Annotated in this window: 17 protein-coding genes and 1 pseudogene; 6 read left to right on the top strand and 12 right to left on the bottom strand. The window is 61.6% G+C overall.

What is annotated here, in order from left to right; translation table 11 throughout:
* The 5 genes and pseudogenes from EOA22_RS04870 to EOA22_RS04850 form a co-directional block, all read right to left on the bottom strand.
* On the bottom strand, positions 1-300 hold a 300-nt coding region (locus EOA22_RS04870; RefSeq protein WP_245478595.1), incomplete at its 3' end, for a pilus assembly protein N-terminal domain-containing protein.
* A gap of 26 nt (positions 301-326) precedes the next feature.
* Complete coding sequence (locus EOA22_RS04865) at positions 327-1,013, bottom strand: response regulator transcription factor (protein ID WP_063169262.1); 687 nt, start codon at positions 1,011-1,013, stop codon at positions 327-329.
* A gap of 805 nt (positions 1,014-1,818) precedes the next feature.
* A pseudogene (locus EOA22_RS38630) lies at positions 1,819-1,987 on the bottom strand (transposase); the annotation flags it as partial.
* Between the two features lie 714 nt (positions 1,988-2,701).
* The gene (tdh, locus tag EOA22_RS04855) at positions 2,702-3,736 is read right to left on the bottom strand and encodes an L-threonine 3-dehydrogenase (RefSeq protein WP_063169264.1); all 1,035 of its coding nucleotides are present in this window, start codon (positions 3,734-3,736) and stop codon (positions 2,702-2,704) included.
* A 52-nt stretch (positions 3,737-3,788) separates the two neighbouring features.
* Positions 3,789-4,976 carry a glycine C-acetyltransferase gene (locus EOA22_RS04850; RefSeq protein WP_063167735.1) on the bottom strand — a complete coding sequence of 396 codons (1,188 nt, stop codon included), beginning with the start codon at positions 4,974-4,976 and terminating at the stop codon, positions 3,789-3,791.
* Positions 4,977-5,307: 331 nt separating this feature from the next.
* Here EOA22_RS04850 and EOA22_RS04845 point away from each other — a divergent pair, with 331 nt between their 5' ends.
* Both EOA22_RS04845 and EOA22_RS04840 read left to right on the top strand, forming a co-directional pair.
* Entirely contained in the window at positions 5,308-7,374 is a 2,067-nt protein-coding gene (locus EOA22_RS04845) for an EAL domain-containing protein (RefSeq protein ID WP_063167734.1), read from the top strand.
* 76 nt (positions 7,375-7,450) lie between these two features.
* The gene (locus tag EOA22_RS04840; RefSeq protein ID WP_081714379.1) at positions 7,451-8,191 is read left to right on the top strand and encodes a polysaccharide deacetylase family protein; all 741 of its coding nucleotides are present in this window, start codon (positions 7,451-7,453) and stop codon (positions 8,189-8,191) included.
* Positions 8,192-8,262: 71 nt separating this feature from the next.
* Here EOA22_RS04840 and EOA22_RS04835 read toward each other — a convergent pair whose 3' ends face one another.
* A complete protein-coding gene (locus EOA22_RS04835; RefSeq protein ID WP_224620272.1) occupies positions 8,263-9,075 on the bottom strand; it encodes a DUF6817 domain-containing protein in 813 nt (270 codons plus the stop codon).
* Positions 9,076-9,190: 115 nt separating this feature from the next.
* Positions 9,191-9,589, bottom strand: coding sequence for a MarR family winged helix-turn-helix transcriptional regulator (locus EOA22_RS04830; RefSeq protein ID WP_245478594.1), 399 nt, complete (start codon positions 9,587-9,589; stop codon positions 9,191-9,193).
* Positions 9,590-9,734: 145 nt separating this feature from the next.
* On the opposite strand from EOA22_RS04830, the gene EOA22_RS04825 reads away from it, so the two are divergent.
* Complete coding sequence (locus tag EOA22_RS04825; protein WP_063167732.1) at positions 9,735-10,142, top strand: hypothetical protein; 408 nt, start codon at positions 9,735-9,737, stop codon at positions 10,140-10,142.
* Positions 10,143-10,285: 143 nt separating this feature from the next.
* Here EOA22_RS04825 and EOA22_RS04820 read toward each other — a convergent pair whose 3' ends face one another.
* On the bottom strand, positions 10,286-12,331 hold the full coding sequence (locus EOA22_RS04820) for an NADH:flavin oxidoreductase (RefSeq protein WP_127389864.1): 2,046 nt from the start codon (positions 12,329-12,331) through the stop codon (positions 10,286-10,288).
* Between the two features lie 101 nt (positions 12,332-12,432).
* Between EOA22_RS04820 and queF the strand changes: the two genes are divergently transcribed.
* Positions 12,433-12,894, top strand: a complete 462-nt coding sequence (queF, locus tag EOA22_RS04815; protein ID WP_010915503.1) for a preQ(1) synthase — start codon at positions 12,433-12,435, stop codon at positions 12,892-12,894.
* A gap of 9 nt (positions 12,895-12,903) precedes the next feature.
* Here queF and EOA22_RS04810 read toward each other — a convergent pair whose 3' ends face one another.
* The 4 genes from EOA22_RS04810 to EOA22_RS04795 form a co-directional block, all read right to left on the bottom strand.
* Complete coding sequence (locus tag EOA22_RS04810) at positions 12,904-13,515, bottom strand: hypothetical protein (protein WP_013532329.1); 612 nt, start codon at positions 13,513-13,515, stop codon at positions 12,904-12,906.
* 4 nt (positions 13,516-13,519) lie between these two features.
* Positions 13,520-13,999, bottom strand: coding sequence for a DUF3828 domain-containing protein (locus EOA22_RS04805; RefSeq protein WP_027163240.1), 480 nt, complete (start codon positions 13,997-13,999; stop codon positions 13,520-13,522).
* A gap of 96 nt (positions 14,000-14,095) precedes the next feature.
* On the bottom strand, positions 14,096-15,745 hold the full coding sequence (locus EOA22_RS04800) for an ABC transporter substrate-binding protein (RefSeq protein ID WP_027163239.1): 1,650 nt from the start codon (positions 15,743-15,745) through the stop codon (positions 14,096-14,098).
* 42 nt (positions 15,746-15,787) lie between these two features.
* Positions 15,788-17,338, bottom strand: a complete 1,551-nt coding sequence (locus EOA22_RS04795) for a trimethylamine methyltransferase family protein (protein ID WP_013532332.1) — start codon at positions 17,336-17,338, stop codon at positions 15,788-15,790.
* A gap of 90 nt (positions 17,339-17,428) precedes the next feature.
* On the opposite strand from EOA22_RS04795, the gene EOA22_RS04790 reads away from it, so the two are divergent.
* Entirely contained in the window at positions 17,429-18,331 is a 903-nt protein-coding gene (locus EOA22_RS04790) for a LysR substrate-binding domain-containing protein (protein WP_127389863.1), read from the top strand.
* Between the two features lie 74 nt (positions 18,332-18,405).
* On the top strand, positions 18,406-18,732 hold a 327-nt coding region (locus EOA22_RS04785; protein ID WP_206521263.1), incomplete at its 3' end, for an ATP-binding protein.

Below are 18,732 nucleotides of genomic sequence, written 5' to 3'. Positions count from 1 at the left end.
GCTCGATGGCGCCTGAAAATCCGCGATCGTGGGGTCAGCAACAAAGATGGTCGTGGCTGGCCCGGGCAGATGAACGGTCTCCCCGAGCGAAGAGGAAAGGGTCAGCGTGGCGTTGATGCTATTCGAAGCCGCATGCGGCGGGCCTTTGTCCTGCTTGTTTTGCGCCGCGACACCAAGTGGGAAAGTCACAATAAGCGCGCAGAGGAGATGGCCCAGGTAACGGGGCACTGCAGGTCTTGTAACCTTGTTGGCGATCGCCCGCCAATTGAGCGCAGCGCAAGGATGTTGAAGGATCAGCAAAATAGATCTTCTTTCGATTCGACAAACTATGCGGACGAGGCGTCAGTCAATTCTAGGATGTAACCAATGCCTCGGATGGTCTTGATCCGTGGCGTTGCACCTGATCTGGTCAGATGTCCCCGTAAACGATAAATTCCGACTTCAAGCGCGTTGGCAGACACGTCGTCGTTGAATGAATAGAGGTGATCTTCCAATTGCGCACGGGGCACGATGCGGCCTGCCCGGTTAAGCAGGTGCTCTAGAACACAGAGTTCGCGACGTGCGATCATCATTGGGTGCCCATCAACGAAAACCTGGCGGGCGACCGGATCAAAGTCGAGATTGCCAAATACGAGCCTCAGGTCGGTCATCTGTGTCGCCCGGCGCAGAATGGCTCTCATTCTGGCAATAAGCTCATCGGTAGAGATGGGTTTGAGCAGAAAGTCGTCCGCACCACCGTTGAAGATCGCAATTCGCTTATCGAGATCGTTAAGGCTGCTCATAATGACGGCAGGAACTGAATGCCCGTGGGTCCTCAACTGCCTCAGCCAACCCAAGCCATCGCCATCTGGCAGAGCCAATTCCAGCAGGAGAATTTCATAGCTGGCGCAAGAAAATGCACTCGAAGCCAGTTCCAGAGTACCAACGACATCAACGACGAAGCCGCCATCCCCGAGCGCAAGTCGCATGGCGCGCGCAAGATCCGCATGATGATCCACGAGCAGCGTTCGCATTTCATCTCCTCTCGAAGAGGGACGGCCCATCGAACGCGTCACCGGCGGCCATCTGATCGGAGCACACGGCGCGCAACTCGTCGCAGCTCTCGGAACTGGTCCGAGTCGGAGGGACATGCAAGTCGCTCGGTGGCAATAGGCGCGGGTGAGGACCAACTGACGGGCTCAAATACGCCGGTCGGCGAACCCACGAGGCCAGCAACCCGCGTGCGATTTCTCGTTGCATCATCTCTCCTACGTGCAGCCCCTGCGCTCGCAAGGCAGCGTCGCGGCTCAGAGCCCGATTCCCACAGAGGGTAGGGTTAGCTTTCGAGAAACTGATTGAACAAATCGATTATTTGGATCGAATGCATCCACGGTATGGATGCAGCGCACCATCTTCAACGACTGCGGCGTCCTGATGCACTGTTGTGTCTGTCGTGCTCTGCTTTTTTCGCTGTCCTTCAAGGCTGGCGAGCCTGGTGGAACCTGCGCGTCATTGGCTTGGTAGCTTGAATGCTCAACAACGGAGCGCCCTGCGCAAAGCCGCTCTCATTTCCAAAAAGCCTTGCAATCTGGTTGGAGCACTTCGCGCTCGACACCAAAATAGGCGAGGAAAACTGACGTCTGACAGGGATGTACATGCAACAGCCGATTTGCGGCACCAGCAAACGACCGCGTTCAGGCTGAAGATCGACGACCAACGGCTCCTCGATTTCCGCACTTTTACAAGCTCTTCCTGTGCGGGCGGATGCCGGCAAACAGCAGCACAGGGTCAGCGAAACCGGGAGCGGGCCTGCTTGATCGCCATGATCACATTGCCGCTGTCGCGCGTGCGGAGCGGAATGCAATCGGTCCAGCCGGCGGCAATCCGGTCAGCACCATCGTCTGCACGAAGCTCCCTGACGAAGACGTGCCCGAATGCGCTCAACAAAGCCGGGCGGCGGATCTTTCCAATCGCCGAAGGTGCGGGCTGGCACCGAGCGGCGAACTGCGAACTCATTCCTGCCCGGCGGCGCTGGCCGCCGCGAGCGTCGATGCGGACCCAGCCGCTCCGAATCCTCCCACAACACGATGAGCGCGTCGCGGACATCGCTGCCGTAACAGCGGCTGCGGCTCTTGCCCGCAGACGGCCTCTGCTCACGACGGTTCATAAGACGGATCGCGCGCTTGCGAATAATAGCCGGTTACCGCCTCGAACTCATCCAGAATGCGCCGCTTGTCAACGCCGCAATAAAGCTCCACGATCGCCGCTTCACCGTGTCGCCATGCTGAGCCGCGCCATCCTTCCCCCGAACCGGAATGGCACGACCTGTCCATCCCCTTTGGAACAGGACACTATTGGTAACATTTTGCTTGAGGCAATGCGGCTCGTTGCCTTCCTTTTCGCTGACCGGAAGGGTACCGGAAGTCGTCTATCGCATCTTACCCGCTGAAAGCGGCAACACCTCGACCTCAATCGCAGATCATAGGAAATAGACGATCGCGTCGGGGCCTCAGCATCGGTTCACCGGGTTTCCGTCATCGACTGAAGCGAATTGCCCCATCGACCGTCACCGGGTGGGCCGCGATACGTCGCCGTATATGATTAGCGAGCGCACGTAGCGGAGCCATAGCTCTCCACCCAGCCATGTTCCCCTAGTTGGAAAATGTCCGGCGGACCAGAGGTGCTGTCGTCAGCTTTTCCTGAATAGCGGCCAAGGCAATCCCTACCAGTCCATCACCACCTTGCCGGAACTGCCGCTCTTCATCGCATCGAAACCGATCTGAAAATCGTCGATGCCGATGCGGTGGGTGATCAGGCCGGAGACATCCAGCGGACCCTGCACAAGCGCGATCATCTTGTACCAGGTTTCGAACATCTCGCGGCCGTAGATGCCTTTGAGATGCAGCATCTTGAAGATGACCTTGTTCCAGTCGATCTCGAAGCCGGTCGGCGCGATGCCCAGAATGGCGATCTTGCCGCCATTGTTCATGGTGTCGATCATGTCGCGGAAAGCGGGGGCGGCGCCTGACATTTCGAGGCCGACGTCGAACCCCTCGGTCATGCCGAGCACCGGCATGACGTCGCGCAGCTTCTCCTTCGAGGCGTCGACGACATGCTGGACGCCGAGTTTCTTGGCTAGCGCCAGCCGCACCGGGTTGATGTCAGTGATGACCACTTTGCGCGCGCCGACGCATTGGGCGACGAGCGCGCCCATGATGCCGATCGGCCCGGCGCCAGTCACCAGCACGTCCTCGCCGACCAGATCGAAGGACAATGCGGTGTGGACGGCATTGCCCAAGGGATCGAAGATCGCGGCAATCTCATCGGGCACATCGTCGGGGATCGGCACGACGTTGTGCTGCGGGATAGCCAGATACTCACCGAAGGCGCCCGGACGATTGACGCCGACGCCGAGCGTGTTGCGGCACAGATGCCCTCGCCCGGCGCGACAGTTGCGGCAATGACCGCAGACGATGTGGCCCTCGCCCGACACGCGCTGGCCGACCTTGTATTCGGTGACCGCTGCGCCGAAATCGGCAACGGTGCCGACGAATTCATGGCCCGTCACCATCGGCACCGGCACCGTCTTCTGCGCCCACTGGTCCCAATTGTAGATGTGCACGTCGGTGCCGCAGATCGCCGTCTTCTTGATCTTGATCAGCACGTCGTTAGGGCCGATTTCCGGCACCGGCACCTCTTCCATCCAGATGCCTGGTTCGGCCTTGGCCTTCACCAGCGCCTTCATCATGTTCGACATGCTTTTGTCCCTTGAAGCTCTTGTTCCGGAATCGCTTTTCGATTCCGGCTTGTCAGGAAATCACCCCGAGTTCGCGCCCGACGGCGGCGAACGCTTCCACCGCGCGGTCGATATCGGCGCTGGAATGCGCCGCCGACATCTGCGTGCGGATGCGCGCCTGCCCCTTTGGCACCACCGGGAAGGAGAAGCCGATGACATAGATGCCGCGCTTCAGCATGCGCGCGGCCATCTCCTGCGCCAGGCTGGCATCGCCCAGCATCACCGGGATGATCGGATGATCCGCTCCGGCCAGCGTGAAGCCGAGCTTGCCCATTTGCGACCGGAACCGCGCAGCGTTGTCGTAGAGTTTGTCGCGCAGCCCATCGCCGTCCTTGATCAGCTCGAACACCTTGATCGAAGCGCCGGCGATCGCCGGCATCAGCGTGTTGGAAAAGAGATACGGCCGTGAGCGCTGGCGCAACCAGTCGACCACCTGGCTTTTGCCCGAGGTGTAACCACCGGAGGCCCCACCAAGTGCCTTGCCGAGCGTCCCGGTGATGATGTCGACCCTGCCCTCGACGCCGCAATGCTCGGCCGAGCCGCGGCCGTTCTGACCGACGAAGCCGACGGCATGGCTGTCGTCGACCATCACCATGGCGTCATACTTCTCGGCGAGGTCGCAGACACCCCTGAGATTGGCGATGATGCCATCCATCGAAAACACGCCGTCGGTGGCGATCAACCGGAAGCGGCAGTCCCGGGCTTCCTTCAGGCGCGCCTCGAGATCGGCCATGTCGTTGTTGGCGTAGCGGAAACGTTTGGCCTTCGACAGCCGCACACCATCGATGATCGAGGCATGATTCAAGGCATCCGAAATAATGGCGTCTTCCTCGCCCAGCAGCGTCTCGAACAGGCCGCCATTGGCATCGAAGCAGGAGCCGTAAAGGATGGTGTCTTCCATGCCGAGGAAGGAGGAAATCGTGGCTTCGAGTTGCTTGTGCTCTTCCTGCGTGCCGCAGATGAAGCGCACCGATGCCATGCCGTAGCCATAGCGGTCGAGCGCCTGCTTGGCAGCATTGCGCAAATCGGCGCTATCGGCGAGGCCGAGATAGTTGTTGGCACAGAAATTCAACACCTTGTCGCCGCCGACCTCGATCTCGGCCGACTGCGTCGAAGTGATCACCCGCTCCGACTTGTAGAGGCCTGCCGATTTGAGCCCCGCGAGCTCGCTGTCGATGTGGGAGAGGAATGCTGCGGTCATGACCTAGCCTCGTTTGATGTGGGCCGACTGTCGTCTCGTCCGCGCGAAAAATCCATCGCAAAAACGACCGGATCGGTGGCAAGCAGCACGATGCGGCCCCGATGTCGATCATCACGCGGCCGAGGAACGACGCCACGACAAAGGTTCTGGCCGATGACCGCTCAAATGCCGGTACGGTGCTAAACGAGCCGATAACCATTCCGCGATCTTTCCACGGCCGCCCCTTGCCGGACAGCCGTCGATTTCCGGTCCTGTTAACGTTTGCAGTTCAATGGTGCTCATACAAGAATCCCTAGGCAAGAATCCTTAGGCGAGAGGGCCGCCCCCGAAAATGTCGCAGCAGCCGGTGCAAACCGTTTCAGGCAAGCTCATACTGCTGATCAAGGCTGGCTATTGGCTGGCCCTGCTGATCATTGCGGCCATGGTGATCGCCTCCTTCATCCTGCTGCAGCAGATGATGGCCACCCAACAGCACAATCACACCTTGCTCGACATCGTCAGCACACAAAAGACGCTGTCGCAGCGCATCGTCTTCCTTGCCAGTGCAACGGGTGCCGGTTCACGCGACAAGCAACCGGCGCTGGTCAGCGCGCTCAAGCAGGCAACGGCGGAGTTCGAGACCAACTACGACCTGCTGCTCGATCAGACAGGAGCCGATCCGCAATCGCCGGCCAAGCTCGACCCGAAGTCGATCGAAAGCGTCCTCTTCGCCAAGCCCTTCCACCTCGACTATTTCTCCGTCGGGCTGATCGCCAATGGCGACCGCCTGATCTCGGCCTATGAATCGCAATTCAACGGCAATGGCGGCTACAAGGGCGGCGGCGAACGCGTCAATCTCGACGCCTCAGTCGCCAATGCGACCTTGTCGGGTTATGCCGCGCTCGGCCAGCGCATCACTGCCGACGCCGACGACCGCTCCGAGAAGCTGCTCGCTCTCCATCGCACGCTGTTCTACGCCACAATCGGCGTCATCATACTGGTGGCGCTCTTCATCTTCAGGCCGATGTCGAACGCCATCCTGCGCAAGACGCATGAACTGATCGACGCGCGCAATTCCATGGCCTTCATCGCGGTTCATGACGGCCTCACCGGCCTGCACAACCGCACGTTCCTGACCGATCATTTCGACACGCTGATCAAGGGCACGCACCGGCGTCGCGAACGCCTTGCCGTCGTCCAGCTCGATCTCGATCGGTTCAAGCAGATCAACGATACGCTCGGCCACGCCGCCGGCGACTATGTGCTGGTCGTCACGGCACAGCGCATGCGCGATTCCTGCCGGGCGTCGGATCTGTGCGTGCGCCTGGGCGGCGACGAGTTCGTCATGATCCTCGGCGGCGCCGGCGGCACCGAAGACATCAACATGCTGGCGCGGCGCATCTTGGCGCACATCAACGAGCCGATCGTCTTCCAGGGCACGACCATTCTCCCAGGCGCCAGCGCCGGCATCGCGGTCTATCCGATCGACGCCGACAATGCTGGGGATTTGCTGGTCCATGCCGACCTGGCGCTTTATTCCGCCAAGAAGCTTGGCGGTGGCAACTTCTCCTTCTTCTCCGAGGAACTGCGCCGCGAACTCGATTATCGCAAGCAGCTCGAGCACGACATCAAGGTCGCCATCGCGGAGCGGGCGTTCCAGGTCTATTTCCAGCCGCAGGTCTCGCTGACCAACGGCACGATCAGCGGCATAGAGGCGCTGGTGCGCTGGAACCATGCGGAGCGCGGCATGATCCCGCCCGGCGAATTCATCCCGGTCGCCGAGAAATGCGGCTTCATGCCCGAGATCGGCCGCATCGTCATCACCAAGGCGATCAACGAGGCGGCCGAATGGAATCGCGCCGGCATTGCCTTCGGACGGCTTGCCGTCAATGTTTCCGGCACCGAGCTGCGCGAGCACGATTTCGATGCGTTCTTGTTCGAGACGCTGGAAAAGGCTGGGCTGCCGCCGCAAAAACTGTCGCTGGAAATCGTCGAATCCGTCATCCTCGACGACGAAAAGACAGGCATCGCCGCCAAGCTGCGCCACATCAGGGCAGCCGGCGTCCATCTCGAACTCGATGATTTCGGCACCGGCTATGCTTCGCTCAGCCATGTCAACCCGAACGAGATCGACCGGCTGAAGATCGATCGCCGCTTCGTTCAGAACATCCATGAGAATGGCGACAACTCGAAGATCGTGCGCGCCATCACCGAGCTGGCGCGTGGCCTCGGCATCTCGATCGTCGCGGAGGGTGCCGAAACCGAGGCCGAGCTCGATTCGCTGATGGCGATCGGCTGTGACCAGGTGCAGGGCTACTCCATCGCCTTCCCGATGCCGCACGACAAGGCGCTGGAATGGCTGACCGCTCGCATGCCGAAGAAGGCCAAGCTGACGGTGCTGCAAGGAAGCCTGGCATAGGTACGGCCGGGCTGCCTTGACAACCGCGTGTGAAGATGGCCGCCTTGTCGTGATCGCAACAGGGATATCGGGGCTGATGACACCGTTTCGGTTTGCCCTTGCGGCACTGCTGATCTTTGCGGCCCCCGCCCAGGGCGCCGATCGCACCATCTATCTTACCTTCGACGATGGGCCGCTGAACGGCACAAGCAACATCCTCGACGTGCTGGAGGCCGAGCAGGTTCCTGCAACCCTATTCATGGTCGGCATGCACGCACAGGCGAGCGCTGCCAACAGAGCGCTCGTCCAGCGCGCCAAGCAGCTTCCTCTGGTGACGCTCGGCAACCACAGCTACAGCCATGCCTACAATCACTACCGGCATTTCTACGGCGACACCGAGGGTGTCGTCGCCGACATGGTACGGGCAAACGCGGTGCTCGGCTTGAAGCCCGTGGTGCATGCAAGGCTGCCGGGGCGCGACGTGTTCAGGCTGCCCTCCATGTCGAAGAACGACACTTCGCTTGGCCTCGCCCAGGAGGGGCATGAAGAGCCCGACTACGAATTTGTCGCGGCCTCAGGCTTCTATCTCTACGGCTGGGACCATGAATGGGTGCACAAGGACAACGGCGAGCCGGTGCAGAGCGTCGACCATCTGGTCAGCGAGATCGATCATCTGTTCGGCTATGGCCGCTTCGTCAAGCCCGGCAAGCTGATCCTGCTGATGCATGACGAGATGTTTCAGGACGGCTTCGACGGCAAGACGAAGCTGACCAATTTGATCGCCGCGCTGAAGCTGCGCCGTTACGCCTTTGGGGCAATCCAGGGCTACGACGACTGAACCGGTGAGGACGGCGAGTTCTTCAGCGGATGTGCATCGGTACCCGATGCTGTCGCATGGCCGGCAAGGCGTCAAAGCACCTCGATCGACTCCCCGCGCAGCTTGTGCCGACGCAATTTGATGTATGTGCGCAAATTAGGCGTCATCTGAAAGCCCACCAGCTTCGTCTCCTGGAGGGGAGCAGCCCACGCCATCGTCTCGTAGCGGGCGCCGTAACCTTCGATGGTGGCGGCAAGATTTTCGCGGCCCAGATTCCTGGCCAGAGTGGCGCAGGCAGCAACCCTCGAACGAATCGACTGGCCGTATTTGGGCGCAAACGCCAGTCCGCCGTCCGCCAGGTCATCGACCTCATGGGCAAGCGCCAGGAACAGAATGTCCTCGTCGCCGGTCGGCACACCTTTGTCCACAATGCGCTCGGGATCTCCCGTGTCGAATTTCAGTCCGACCACGCGAGCGACAAGACCCTCGACGCGAGGACCAATTTTTTGCTCCAGCCACTTGCGATGAGCATCGGTTCGCCTGCTGGATTTGCCGTCCGGATACTGGCCTCCGTCATAGGCGGCGTGAAACATAGCGGCGAGGACAAGATCGACGCTTTGGTCGAAATGCGCGACCGACGACGCAGCTCCCACCGCATGGCAGATGAAAGGCCGTCCCGTCTTGCGATAACGGCCGTTGAACATCGCGCAACACACACGATACGCCTTCTGCACCCTGGCGATATCGGCAAGCGGATATCCAGCCTCGTATAGCTGGATGTAAAGCGCCGTGTTGGTCTGGCGCGGAACGAACAGATCTTCTTTGGTCAACTTGTCCCCCCGAACGTTGTTAGGTTTTCCGGCGACTTCTCGCTCCCGAAGCCAGCGGCTTCGGTATTCTTGCACAGATTTTACAGAAGAGTTGAGCCTGACCTCTTCCCACCAGGATCAGCCGGACAATGGAACGTTACAAATGTGATGAGGGAAGTCCAGTCCAAGGAAATTCTTGGTCCGCAGGGTTCTATCCCCCGACATTGCCCCGCAACACAGCCAGCACCTGCGCGAACTCCGCCAGACGCTCGTCGGTCAATCCCACTCGCAGCCGCTTGTCGAAGACGAGCGCGGCCTTGCGCAGTGTCTCGAACATCGCTTCTCCGGCCTCGGTCAATTCGACCAGATGAACCCGGCGGTTGACGGGGTCGCGGCGGCGCATCAGCAGGCCCTGCGCCTCCATGGCGTTGAGATGATGGGTCAGCGTCGCGCCCTGGATACCGATCATGCCGGCAAGCTCGCGCTGGTTGGCAAGGTTGCTCGACTTGACCGATAGCAGCGTGAGCCAGATCGGCAATGTACCTCCAGCCTCGACCAGGGCAGCATCGAAGGCCTGGGCAACCAGCTTGGCGGTTCGTCCGAGATTCATGCCGACTGGCGGGCGGTCAAAGGGTGTCATTGCAGGACCCTAGACGGTGTCATGCACGGATGGAACTGGCACGACTTATATATTGACATCTAACCATTCGATATCTAATTATCTAGAGATGGCGGGCTAAAGAGGAAATCCGGTCATGCAATATGTCTACATCGTCGTTATCGGTCTTCATGTCATGGCAGGCGTATTCTGGGCGGGCACGACCATCGCGGTCGGCCGTGACCCGGACATCCGGGCGGAACGGTTCTTCCGGCCGCAAATGGGCGCTGCCGGCCTGGTTTTCCTGACCGGCATACTGCTCTGGTATTTCTTTCACGAGGGTGTTTTCGGCTCGATGGAGAAGGTGCTGGCGCTGGGCATCGTGACGGCCCTGATCGCCGCCGGCGTGCAAGGCGCGCTGGTAGGCTCAACCAGCAGGCAGCTTGCCGGTGCCGATGCGGCAACGGAAAGGCAGTTGCGCGCGAAGATGACAAGAGGCGAGCGCATTGCCGGGGGGCTGTTGGTGCTGACAGTGCTGTGCATGGCCACCGCCAGAATGTTTTGAACGCCGCCACGCGGCACACCCTCACAGAATCGTGCGTTGTCTGGCGACGAGCCAATGACGCGCGAGCGCGCGGCCAGACCGAAGTACATGGGCTCTCGTACGCAGGTCCGGCCGCGCGCCACCGATCCTGGCAACGCCCAATTTCAGATCCGCAAGCCGAACCTGATGCCGTCGTAGATGGCGGCATGGATGTTGCGCGAAGCGACCGCGTCGCCGATGCGGAACAGTACAAAGCCGCCTTCTGGATTGCGCTTGGGGAAGATGTCGCCACCGCTCACCAGCCGTTCGTAGTCGACCGCACCGCCGTTCTTCGACAGAGGCTTCAGCGAGAGATAGAGATCATCGAGCGGCAACGTACCGTGCTCGACCACCACCTGGTCGACCCTGCGCTCGCCGCGCCAGCCATCGGCGAAATCCGATGCCAGTTCGGCGACCAGTTGGTTGCCCTCGCGGCGCACCGAACGCAGCCGCGTGTTGATGGTGATGCTGACGCCCTTTTCCTGAAAGGCGCGCATGTACGGCACATGGTTCATGCCGCCCATTTCCGGGGCAAAGAAACGTTCGGGCGAGACAAGTTCGAGTTTCGAGCCGGCATTGGCGATCAGTTCGGCGGCGCCCATGCCCTGATGGCCGCCATTGTCGTCATAGAGCAGTACATTTTCGGCCGGCTTGACGCTGCCGGCCATGATGTCCCAGCTTGAGGTGACAAGATTGTCGCCGGCCGTCAGCGGCGGGGTCTGCGGCAGGCCGCCGGTGGCGACCACCACCACGTCGGGTGACAGCGCCAGAACATCGTCCTTCTCCGCCCAGGTGGCGTAGCGGATCTCGCCGCCGAGCCGGGCGAGTTCAGCCAGCCGCCAGTCGATGATACCGATCCGCTCCTTGCGGCGCGGATTCTGCGTCGCCAGTCGAATTTGGCCGCCGGCCTGGCTCGATGCTTCAAGCACCGTCACCTTGTGGCCGCGCTCGGCTGCGACCCGCGCAACCTCCAGCCCGCCGGCGCCGGCTCCGATGACCACGATTTTCTGCTTCGGTCCTTCGGTCTTGACGATGATATGCGGGATTTCGGCCTCGCGGCCAGTCGCGGCATTGTGGACGCAAAGCGCTTCGCCGCCCTCATAAATGCGGTCGAGACAATAGGTGGCGCCCACGCACGGGCGGATCTCATGCTCGCGGCCCTCCATCACCTTTTTGATGATGTGCGGATCGGCGATATGGGCGCGGGTCATGCCGACCATGTCGAGCTTGCCGGTGGCAATGGCGTGGCGTGCGGTGGCCACGTCGGATATGCGCGCCGCGTGGAAGGTCGGGAATTTCGTCGCCGCCCTCACCTCTCCGGCGAAATCGAGATGCGGCGACGAGCGCATGCCGGCCACCGGTATGACCTTGGTCAGCGCCGCATCGCTTTCGATCGAGCCGCGGATGATGTTGAGGAAATCGACCTTGCCGGAATTGGCCAGCCGCCTGGCGATCTCGATGCCCTCCTGTTTGGACAGGCCTTTTTCGAAATCTTCGTCAGCGACCATGCGGATGCCGACGACGAATTTCTCGCCGACCGACGCACGCACGGCATCAAGCACCATGTTGGTGAAGCGCAGGCGGTTGTCGAGCGAGCCGCCGAATTCGTCGTCGCGATGGTTGGTGGCCGGCGACCAGAAGCCGTCCATCAGATGGCCGTAGGATTCGAACTCGATGCCGTCCAGGCCGGCGGCCTGACAGCGCTGGGCGGCCGAAGCATAGTCGGCGACGATGCGCTCGATGTCCCAGTCCTCGATGGTTTTCGGGAATGCGCGATGCGCCGGCTCACGCACCGGCGAGGCCGAGAGCACCGGCAGCCAGTCGGCCTTGTTCCAGCCGGTACGGCGGCCGAGATGGGTGATCTGGATCATCACCTTGCAGTCGTGCTCGTGGCAGGCATCGGCGAGCTCGGCCAGCCACGGCACGATCCTGTCGTCATAGACATGCAGATTGCCGAAAGCGGCCGGGCTGTCGCGCGAGACGATCGCCGAGCCGGCGGTCATGGTCAGCGCCATACCGCCCTTGGCCTTCTCGGCATGGTAGAGCCGGTATCGCTGTTTCGGCATGCCGTCCTCGGAATAGGCCGGCTCATGGCTGGTCGACATGACCCGGTTCTTCAGCGTCAGATGTTTGAGCTGGTAGGGCTGGAGAAGCGGATCGTTGGAGGTCATCGTCTTCCTGCGGTTTCAAATTGTGCTAATGAGCGGCAAAATTCGTTTTCAAGCATGTCGTCCCGCACGCACTCCGGGCGCATGCGACAAGGATTGGGCCCATGATCGATACCAAAACTCTCACCCAGCTCGGTGCGCACGTCGAGACGCCACAAAGCCCCGAAGCAGCGGTTCTGGAGACCGTACCGTTTTCGCGCGGCGACGGGCCGCCGGCGATCGTGCGCTTCACCTGCCCGGAATTCACCTCGCTGTGCCCGGTCACCGGCCAACCGGACTTCGCCCATATCGTCATCGACTACGCACCCGATGCGGCTCTGGTGGAATCGAAGTCGCTCAAGCTGTTCATGACCTCGTTTCGCAACCATGGCGCCTTCCATGAAGACTGCACCGTCATGATCGGCCGCCGCATCGTGGCGGCAACCAAGCCGCTGTGGTTGCGCATAGGCGGCTATTGGTATCCACGCGGCGGCATTCCGATCGATGTGTTCTGGCAAACCGGCGCTCCGCCGGAAGGCGCCTGGCTCCCCGACACCGGGGTGGCGCCCTATCGCGGGCGGGGTTGAGCTCGCCCATCATTCGCACTGATATTGGCTGAGTGCCCATTCGCCGGTCACCGACAACAGGTCCGTGATCTTCCAGTCGCCATCGACCTTCTTGAATTTCCATTCCAGCCGGTGCGGGTTGCCCGATATGACGAAGGCGACGATGACCTTGGCCTGGTCACCGTTGATCGCCTCGAGCGTCTTCAGGCTCTTGTCTATCTCGGCCTTGTCGTAATCGGCATTGTCGAGCGCCATGTTGGGGTCGAGGCACTCGCCCTGCCCGGATTTGCGCAAGGCGTCGCTCTTGTCGAGCACGGTTTTGGCTGGATCGATGAAATGGCTTCGCTCGGCCGGATCGATCTCCAGCCCGACCTGATCGTAAAACGGCCGCACAACGGCGGTCGGCGAGCCCGGCTGGATCGGTGCGGCGGGCGCGGCTTCGGCCGGCGACCATCCAACCGGCGGCGTGGCCGGTTCTGCCGCTCCGCCCGGCGCATTTGCGGGCGGTGCAGCGCTGTCGCTCGGCTGGGTGTCGGCCGGGGCGTTTGCCGGCGGCGCACCCAACAAGCCTTGCGCGGCGGCGCCGCTCAGAGCCGCCAGCAGGCACACACCCGACAGTGCCACGAACCGGCGGTGGGCCATCGCTTCACTCCGGCGTCTGGCCGGCCATGCATTCCAGCGCGCTGAGCGTCCAGTCGCTGGTTTTGGAAGCGATGTCCGATATCTTCCACTTGCCGTCGATCTTCTTGAGCGACCAGAGCATTTCACGTTTGGAATCATCGCCTTCCGGAAACAGGCTGAAGGATGCCGTGACCTGTGCGTTGTCGCCATCCTGCTTCTCAGACAGTTTCAGCGTTTTCGAGACGGTTTTCTGATCGAAATCCTGAGCGTCGAGACCAGGATCGAAATCGATGCAGGCGACCTGGTCCGGGTTCTTTTTCGTTGCCTGGTCGTTCAGGTCGAACAGTTTCGTCACCGGTTCGGTGAACCGGTCCCGATATTGTTCGTCGGCCTCGAACTTGACCGCCGGGGCATAGAAGAACTTCACCGCGTCGGACGCCGGTCCGGCGACGGCTCCGGCCGGCAGGGCTATCGAAAGGGCGGCAACGATCACTGTCAGTCGCATGCAGAATCTCCGGCTTTTGACGGCTTGAGCCTATCAACACCACGTATCCTGCATATCGGCTTTTTTGCGGCTCATGAAGTCCTGCAGCACCTTGTTTTAGCCGTCCAGCCAGACGTTCTGAAGGTCCATCTCGAATGTCTGGTGGACACCATAGTTCTTCACCTTCTTGCTCATGTGGCTGTAGAGCTTCTGCCAGAAGGGCTGAATAATGACGCCCGAATCCTGCAGGATCTGCTCGACATCCTTCATGACCTCGCGTCGTTTCTCCACGTCGATGAGCGAAAGCGCCTGCTTGAGCTTGGCATCAAAATCGGGGTTGGAATATGCCGATTCATTCCAGGCCTCGCCGGTGCGATAGCCGAGCGCCAGCACCTGCACGCCAAGCGGGCGCATGTACCAGATCGTCATCGAATAGGGATATTTCGTCCAGTCGTTCCAGAAGGTCGAACCCGGCAGCACCGTGCGCTTCACCTTGATCCCGGCATCGCGCAACTGGCCGGCAATGGCGTCGCCGGTATTCTTCTGCCAATCGTCCTCGATGGTGATCAGCTCATGCTCGAAGTCGGCCTGTCCGGCTTCCGCCATCAGCTTCTTGGCGCCGGCGGCGTCGCGTGTCTTCTTGGGCAGCGCATAGTATTCCGGATGGATCGGGGCGACGTGGTGGTTTTCACCAGGGGTGCCTCGCCCGGCATAACCGAGTTCGAGGACCGCATTGTTGTCGACGGCCATTTGCAGGGCGTTGCGCACCCGCTTGTCGTCGTAGGGCTTGTGGGTGATGTTGGTGCGGGCAACCAGCGTCGTCGCCGTCGCCACCTCCGATTTCACCAGATCCATCTTGTCGAGAATGTCGATGAAGTCGGCGGGCGACTCGAAATTGAGGTCGATCTCACCGGATTCGAACGCGTTCACGGTGGCGTTGAAATCGGTGCCGTAGTCGACGAACTCGACGCTGTCGAGCGGCGCCTCACCACCCCACCATTTGCCATTCTCACGACGCTTGACGACCGCCTTCTGGCCGACATCGTAGGAGACCAGTTCGAACGGTCCCGTGCCGATCGGCTTCTTGATCGGATCGGCACCGTCGGCATCGAAGCTGCGATGGACGACGAGCGCCGGATAGTCGGTGAAATTCGGGATCAGCGAAATGTCTGGTTCGCTTAACTTCAGCTTGACCGTATTGTCGTCGACCTTGGTGATCGCGCCATCCCTGGCCTTGCCGGTCTTTGCGTCGATCAGCGCGCCGACCCGGGCGGCCATGGAATTGCCGGCGACATTCTTCTCGCACCAGCGGGTCAGATTGTGAGCGACGTCATCGGCGTTGAAGGCATCGCCATTGTTCCACGTGATGCCCTTGCGCACATGCAGCACGTATTCGGTGGCGTCGTCGTTGATATCCCAGCTTTCGAGCAGGACCGGCTCGAAGGTGAATTGCCTGGTATAGCGGACAAGCGGCTCCAGCCAGCAGCGCGAAATGTTCGCCAGTTCCACCCAGTCGTAAGTGCGCGGATCCTTCTGTCCCTTCACCGACATCGAGACGCGCAGCGTTCCGCCTTTCTTCGGCTCTTCGGCCAAGGCCCGATCCGGCACGGCAAGGCCGATCATGCCATAGGCAAGAGCCGTCGATGCGCCGAAGGCGCTTGCCAGCGCCAGGAACTCGCGCCGGTCGACACGACCCGCGCGTGCTTCGACCGCCATTGCCTCGATAGCGCTCGGCACGCGATCGCCACTGCTTCTGAAGAATGCCATTTTTTCCTCCCGTCTGGTTCCCTTTGATCTTGGTTCTTCGCCTCAACTGACGCTGTCCGGCAGCCTCTCCTCGCGCCGCGCGATGAAATCCATCAGGCCATCGGCGATGCCTTCGTCGAGCTTCGGCTCCTCGTAATCCGCCAGCATGTTGCGCGCCTTCTCGCGGCCGCGCGTGTCGTGGTCCTTCGCCCCTTCTGCCTTCCACTGTTCGAACGAATTGAAGTCCATGATCGAGGGCATGAAGAAGGCGGATTCGAAATGTTCCAGCGTGTGCTGGGTACCGAGGAAATGGCCCTGCGGTCCCACCTCGCGGATTGCCGCCATGGCTTCCTTGAAATCGTCGAACGGCAGGCCGCCGGCATATTTGTACCAGCCGATGAGCTGTTCGCAGTCGGTGGCGAATTTCGAATAGCCGCAGGTCAGGCCGGCCTCGAGCCATCCGGCGGAGTGCCAGATGTAGTTGGCGCCGGCGAGGATGGCGGCATGCATCAGCATGTTCGCCTCGTAACCAGCCTGGGCGTCGTTGAGCTTCGACCCGACATGGAAGCCGGAGGTGCGCCACGGCAGCCGGTATTTCCGTGCCAGCGCTCCCATCAGATACATCATCTGCGCCGCCTCGGGCGTGCCGCCCATCGGAGCACCGGTCTTCATGTCCACCGTGACCATGAACTGTCCGTAGATCTGCGGCGAGCCTGGGCGCAGCAGTTGCGTGAAGGCGACGCCCGCCAGCGCTTCCGCATTGACCTGTGCCACAGCGCCCACGGCGGACGCCGAAGTCGAGGCGCCGCACAGTGCAAAGGGTGCGAGGATCAGCGGCTGGTTGCTTCGCGCATAGACCTTCATCGCGTCCAGCATGGTGGCGTCCCACACCAGCGGCGAATTGCAGTTGGTGATCGACACCAGGACAGGATTGTCGCGGACGTAATCCTCTCCGAACACGATGCCTGCCATCGCCATCGTGTCTTCCGCCCGCTCCTTGGACGTGACGATGCCCATGAACGGCTTGTCGGAATGCTTAAGCGCGGAATGGATGATGTGGAGGTGACGCTTCGGTACCGCGATTTCCATCGGCTCGCAAATGACCGAACTCGATGAATGCAGCGCCGGCGCCATGTAGGCGAGTTTGTGGAAATTGTTGAGGTCGGCGAGCGTGCCGTAACGCCTGTTGTTGTCGAGATCGCGAACATAGGGCGCGCCATACATCGGCACGAAGATGGTGTTGTTGCCGCCCACCCGCACCGTGCGCTGCGGATTCCTCGCATTGAGCGTGAACTCCGACGGGACCTTCGACACCAGTTCCATCAGCAGGGCCCGGTCGATCCGCACACGGGTTTCCGAGACATCCGCGCCCGCCGCCTTCCACAGTGCGATCGCCTCGTCGTCGCGGAACTCGCAGCCCACCTCTTCGAGGATCAAGAGCGACTCCTCGTGGATCAGTTCGACCGCCTCATCGGGGACCATCTGGTAGACGGGGATCTGGCGGACCAGCGTCGGGAACGACGTTACGGGAGCTCCGCGCAGGGCCTTGCGCCCCAGGCGGCCGCCACTGCGGCGGTTGGCATGTTCGGTCACTTCGGGGGCCGGTGCGTTCATGGCAACTCCATTCCACTCATGAAGGAGCCTAGCGCGACAAAATGGTGATGTGACGCTGGAAAATCCTGATCTCTTGTATAAGCTCAGCTTATGCGAAGCTTGCGCCACCTTCTGCCTTCGGCCGGCAGCCTGATCGTCTTCGAGGCGGCCGGGCGGCTGTCGAGCTTCACCGCCGCCGGGCGCGAGCTGGGCATGACGCAGGCCGCCGTCTCCTATGCCGTGCGCGGACTGGAAGAACAGCTCGGCGCCAAGCTGTTCCAGCGCCGCCACCGCCAGGTGCTCCTGACCGAGGCCGGCGAGCGCTTCCATGCCGACGTCTCGCTCGGCCTTTCGCACATCCGCAAATCGGCGGAGGATCTGCGCCTGCAGGCGACCGGCGGTCATGTCACGCTGGCCGCCTCGACCGCGTTCGGTTCGTTCTGGATGATGCCGCGCCTGCAGCAGTTCCGTGACGAGCTGCCGGGCATTGACCTGCGTATCCAGCCCGCCGACCGCGACCTCGACATCATCGCGGAAGGCATTCCGCTCGGCGTGCGCGGCGGCGCGCCGCGGGACTGGCCGGACTATCATTCGTTGCCGCTGGCTGACGAGGAGATATTTCCCGTCGCCGGCACCAGCTATGCGGCAAAGTTCGGCCTGCCCAGATCCGCTGCCGAATTGGCCACGCACCGCCTCATCCATCTGGAGGAGCCGTATCGCGAGGCGGCCAGTTGGGACGAATGGTTCCAGTCTGCGGGCGCCAATCTCAGCGATACCGCGCGCGGCCTGCGCATCAACGACTACGGCCTGGTGATCCAAGGTGTCATGGAAGGCCAAGGCATCGCGCTCGGCTGGCGGCATCTCGCCGAGCGGCTGCTGGCGTCGGGCCTGCTGGTGCCGGTGACGGATCATGTGCTGAAGACCGGCAAGGCCTTCTATGTCGTCTGGCCGAAGAACCGGGAGCTCAGCGACAACGCCCGCAAGGTGCGCGACTGGCTGGCGGCGCAGGCATAAGTCGTTTTCCACTGATCCACCGCTGGCGCAATTCTGCCCCTCCCGCGCGACGCGAATCCGCCTATAGTGCCGCCATGCCCATCCGCCAGCTTTCCGAAACGATGATCAACCAGATCGCCGCCGGCGAAGTCATCGAGCGTCCGGCGAGCGTGGTCAAGGAACTGGTCGAGAATGCGCTCGATGCCGGTGCTTCGCGCGTCGAGATCGTCACATCGGGCGGCGGGCTGAACCTGATCCGCGTCACCGATGACGGCTCCGGCATTCCCGAACGGGAGCTGGCGCTGGCGATCGCACGTCACTGCACCTCCAAGCTCACCGAGGATATCAACGACATTCGCTCGCTGGGCTTCCGCGGCGAAGCGCTGCCGTGCGCGAGCGGATCGAAAGTCGCGACACCGAGC

Origin of the sequence: Mesorhizobium sp. M7A.F.Ca.US.014.04.1.1 (genome assembly GCF_003998745.1) — a bacterium.
In the GTDB taxonomy this organism is placed as follows: Bacteria; Pseudomonadota; Alphaproteobacteria; order Rhizobiales; family Rhizobiaceae; genus Mesorhizobium; species Mesorhizobium ciceri.
Note: the sequence above shows the minus strand (reverse complement) of the source record. Positions and strands in the feature narration are given on the sequence as shown.

Coding starts and splice junctions, on each gene's coding strand:
- EOA22_RS04865 (WP_063169262.1), bottom strand. CDS start 1,013: ATGCGAACGCTGCTCGTGGATCATCATGCGGATCTTGCGCGCGCCATG.
- tdh (WP_063169264.1), bottom strand. CDS start 3,736: ATGTCGAACATGATGAAGGCGCTGGTGAAGGCCAAGGCCGAACCAGGC.
- EOA22_RS04850 (WP_063167735.1), bottom strand. CDS start 4,976: ATGACCGCAGCATTCCTCTCCCACATCGACAGCGAGCTCGCGGGGCTC.
- EOA22_RS04845 (WP_063167734.1), top strand. CDS start 5,308: ATGTCGCAGCAGCCGGTGCAAACCGTTTCAGGCAAGCTCATACTGCTG.
- EOA22_RS04840 (WP_081714379.1), top strand. CDS start 7,451: ATGACACCGTTTCGGTTTGCCCTTGCGGCACTGCTGATCTTTGCGGCC.
- EOA22_RS04830 (WP_245478594.1), bottom strand. CDS start 9,589: ATGAATCTCGGACGAACCGCCAAGCTGGTTGCCCAGGCCTTCGATGCT.
- EOA22_RS04825 (WP_063167732.1), top strand. CDS start 9,735: ATGCAATATGTCTACATCGTCGTTATCGGTCTTCATGTCATGGCAGGC.
- EOA22_RS04820 (WP_127389864.1), bottom strand. CDS start 12,331: ATGACCTCCAACGATCCGCTTCTCCAGCCCTACCAGCTCAAACATCTG.
- queF (WP_010915503.1), top strand. CDS start 12,433: ATGATCGATACCAAAACTCTCACCCAGCTCGGTGCGCACGTCGAGACG.
- EOA22_RS04810 (WP_013532329.1), bottom strand. CDS start 13,515: ATGGCCCACCGCCGGTTCGTGGCACTGTCGGGTGTGTGCCTGCTGGCG.
- EOA22_RS04805 (WP_027163240.1), bottom strand. CDS start 13,999: ATGCGACTGACAGTGATCGTTGCCGCCCTTTCGATAGCCCTGCCGGCC.
- EOA22_RS04800 (WP_027163239.1), bottom strand. CDS start 15,745: ATGGCATTCTTCAGAAGCAGTGGCGATCGCGTGCCGAGCGCTATCGAG.
- EOA22_RS04795 (WP_013532332.1), bottom strand. CDS start 17,338: ATGAACGCACCGGCCCCCGAAGTGACCGAACATGCCAACCGCCGCAGT.
- EOA22_RS04790 (WP_127389863.1), top strand. CDS start 17,429: ATGCGAAGCTTGCGCCACCTTCTGCCTTCGGCCGGCAGCCTGATCGTC.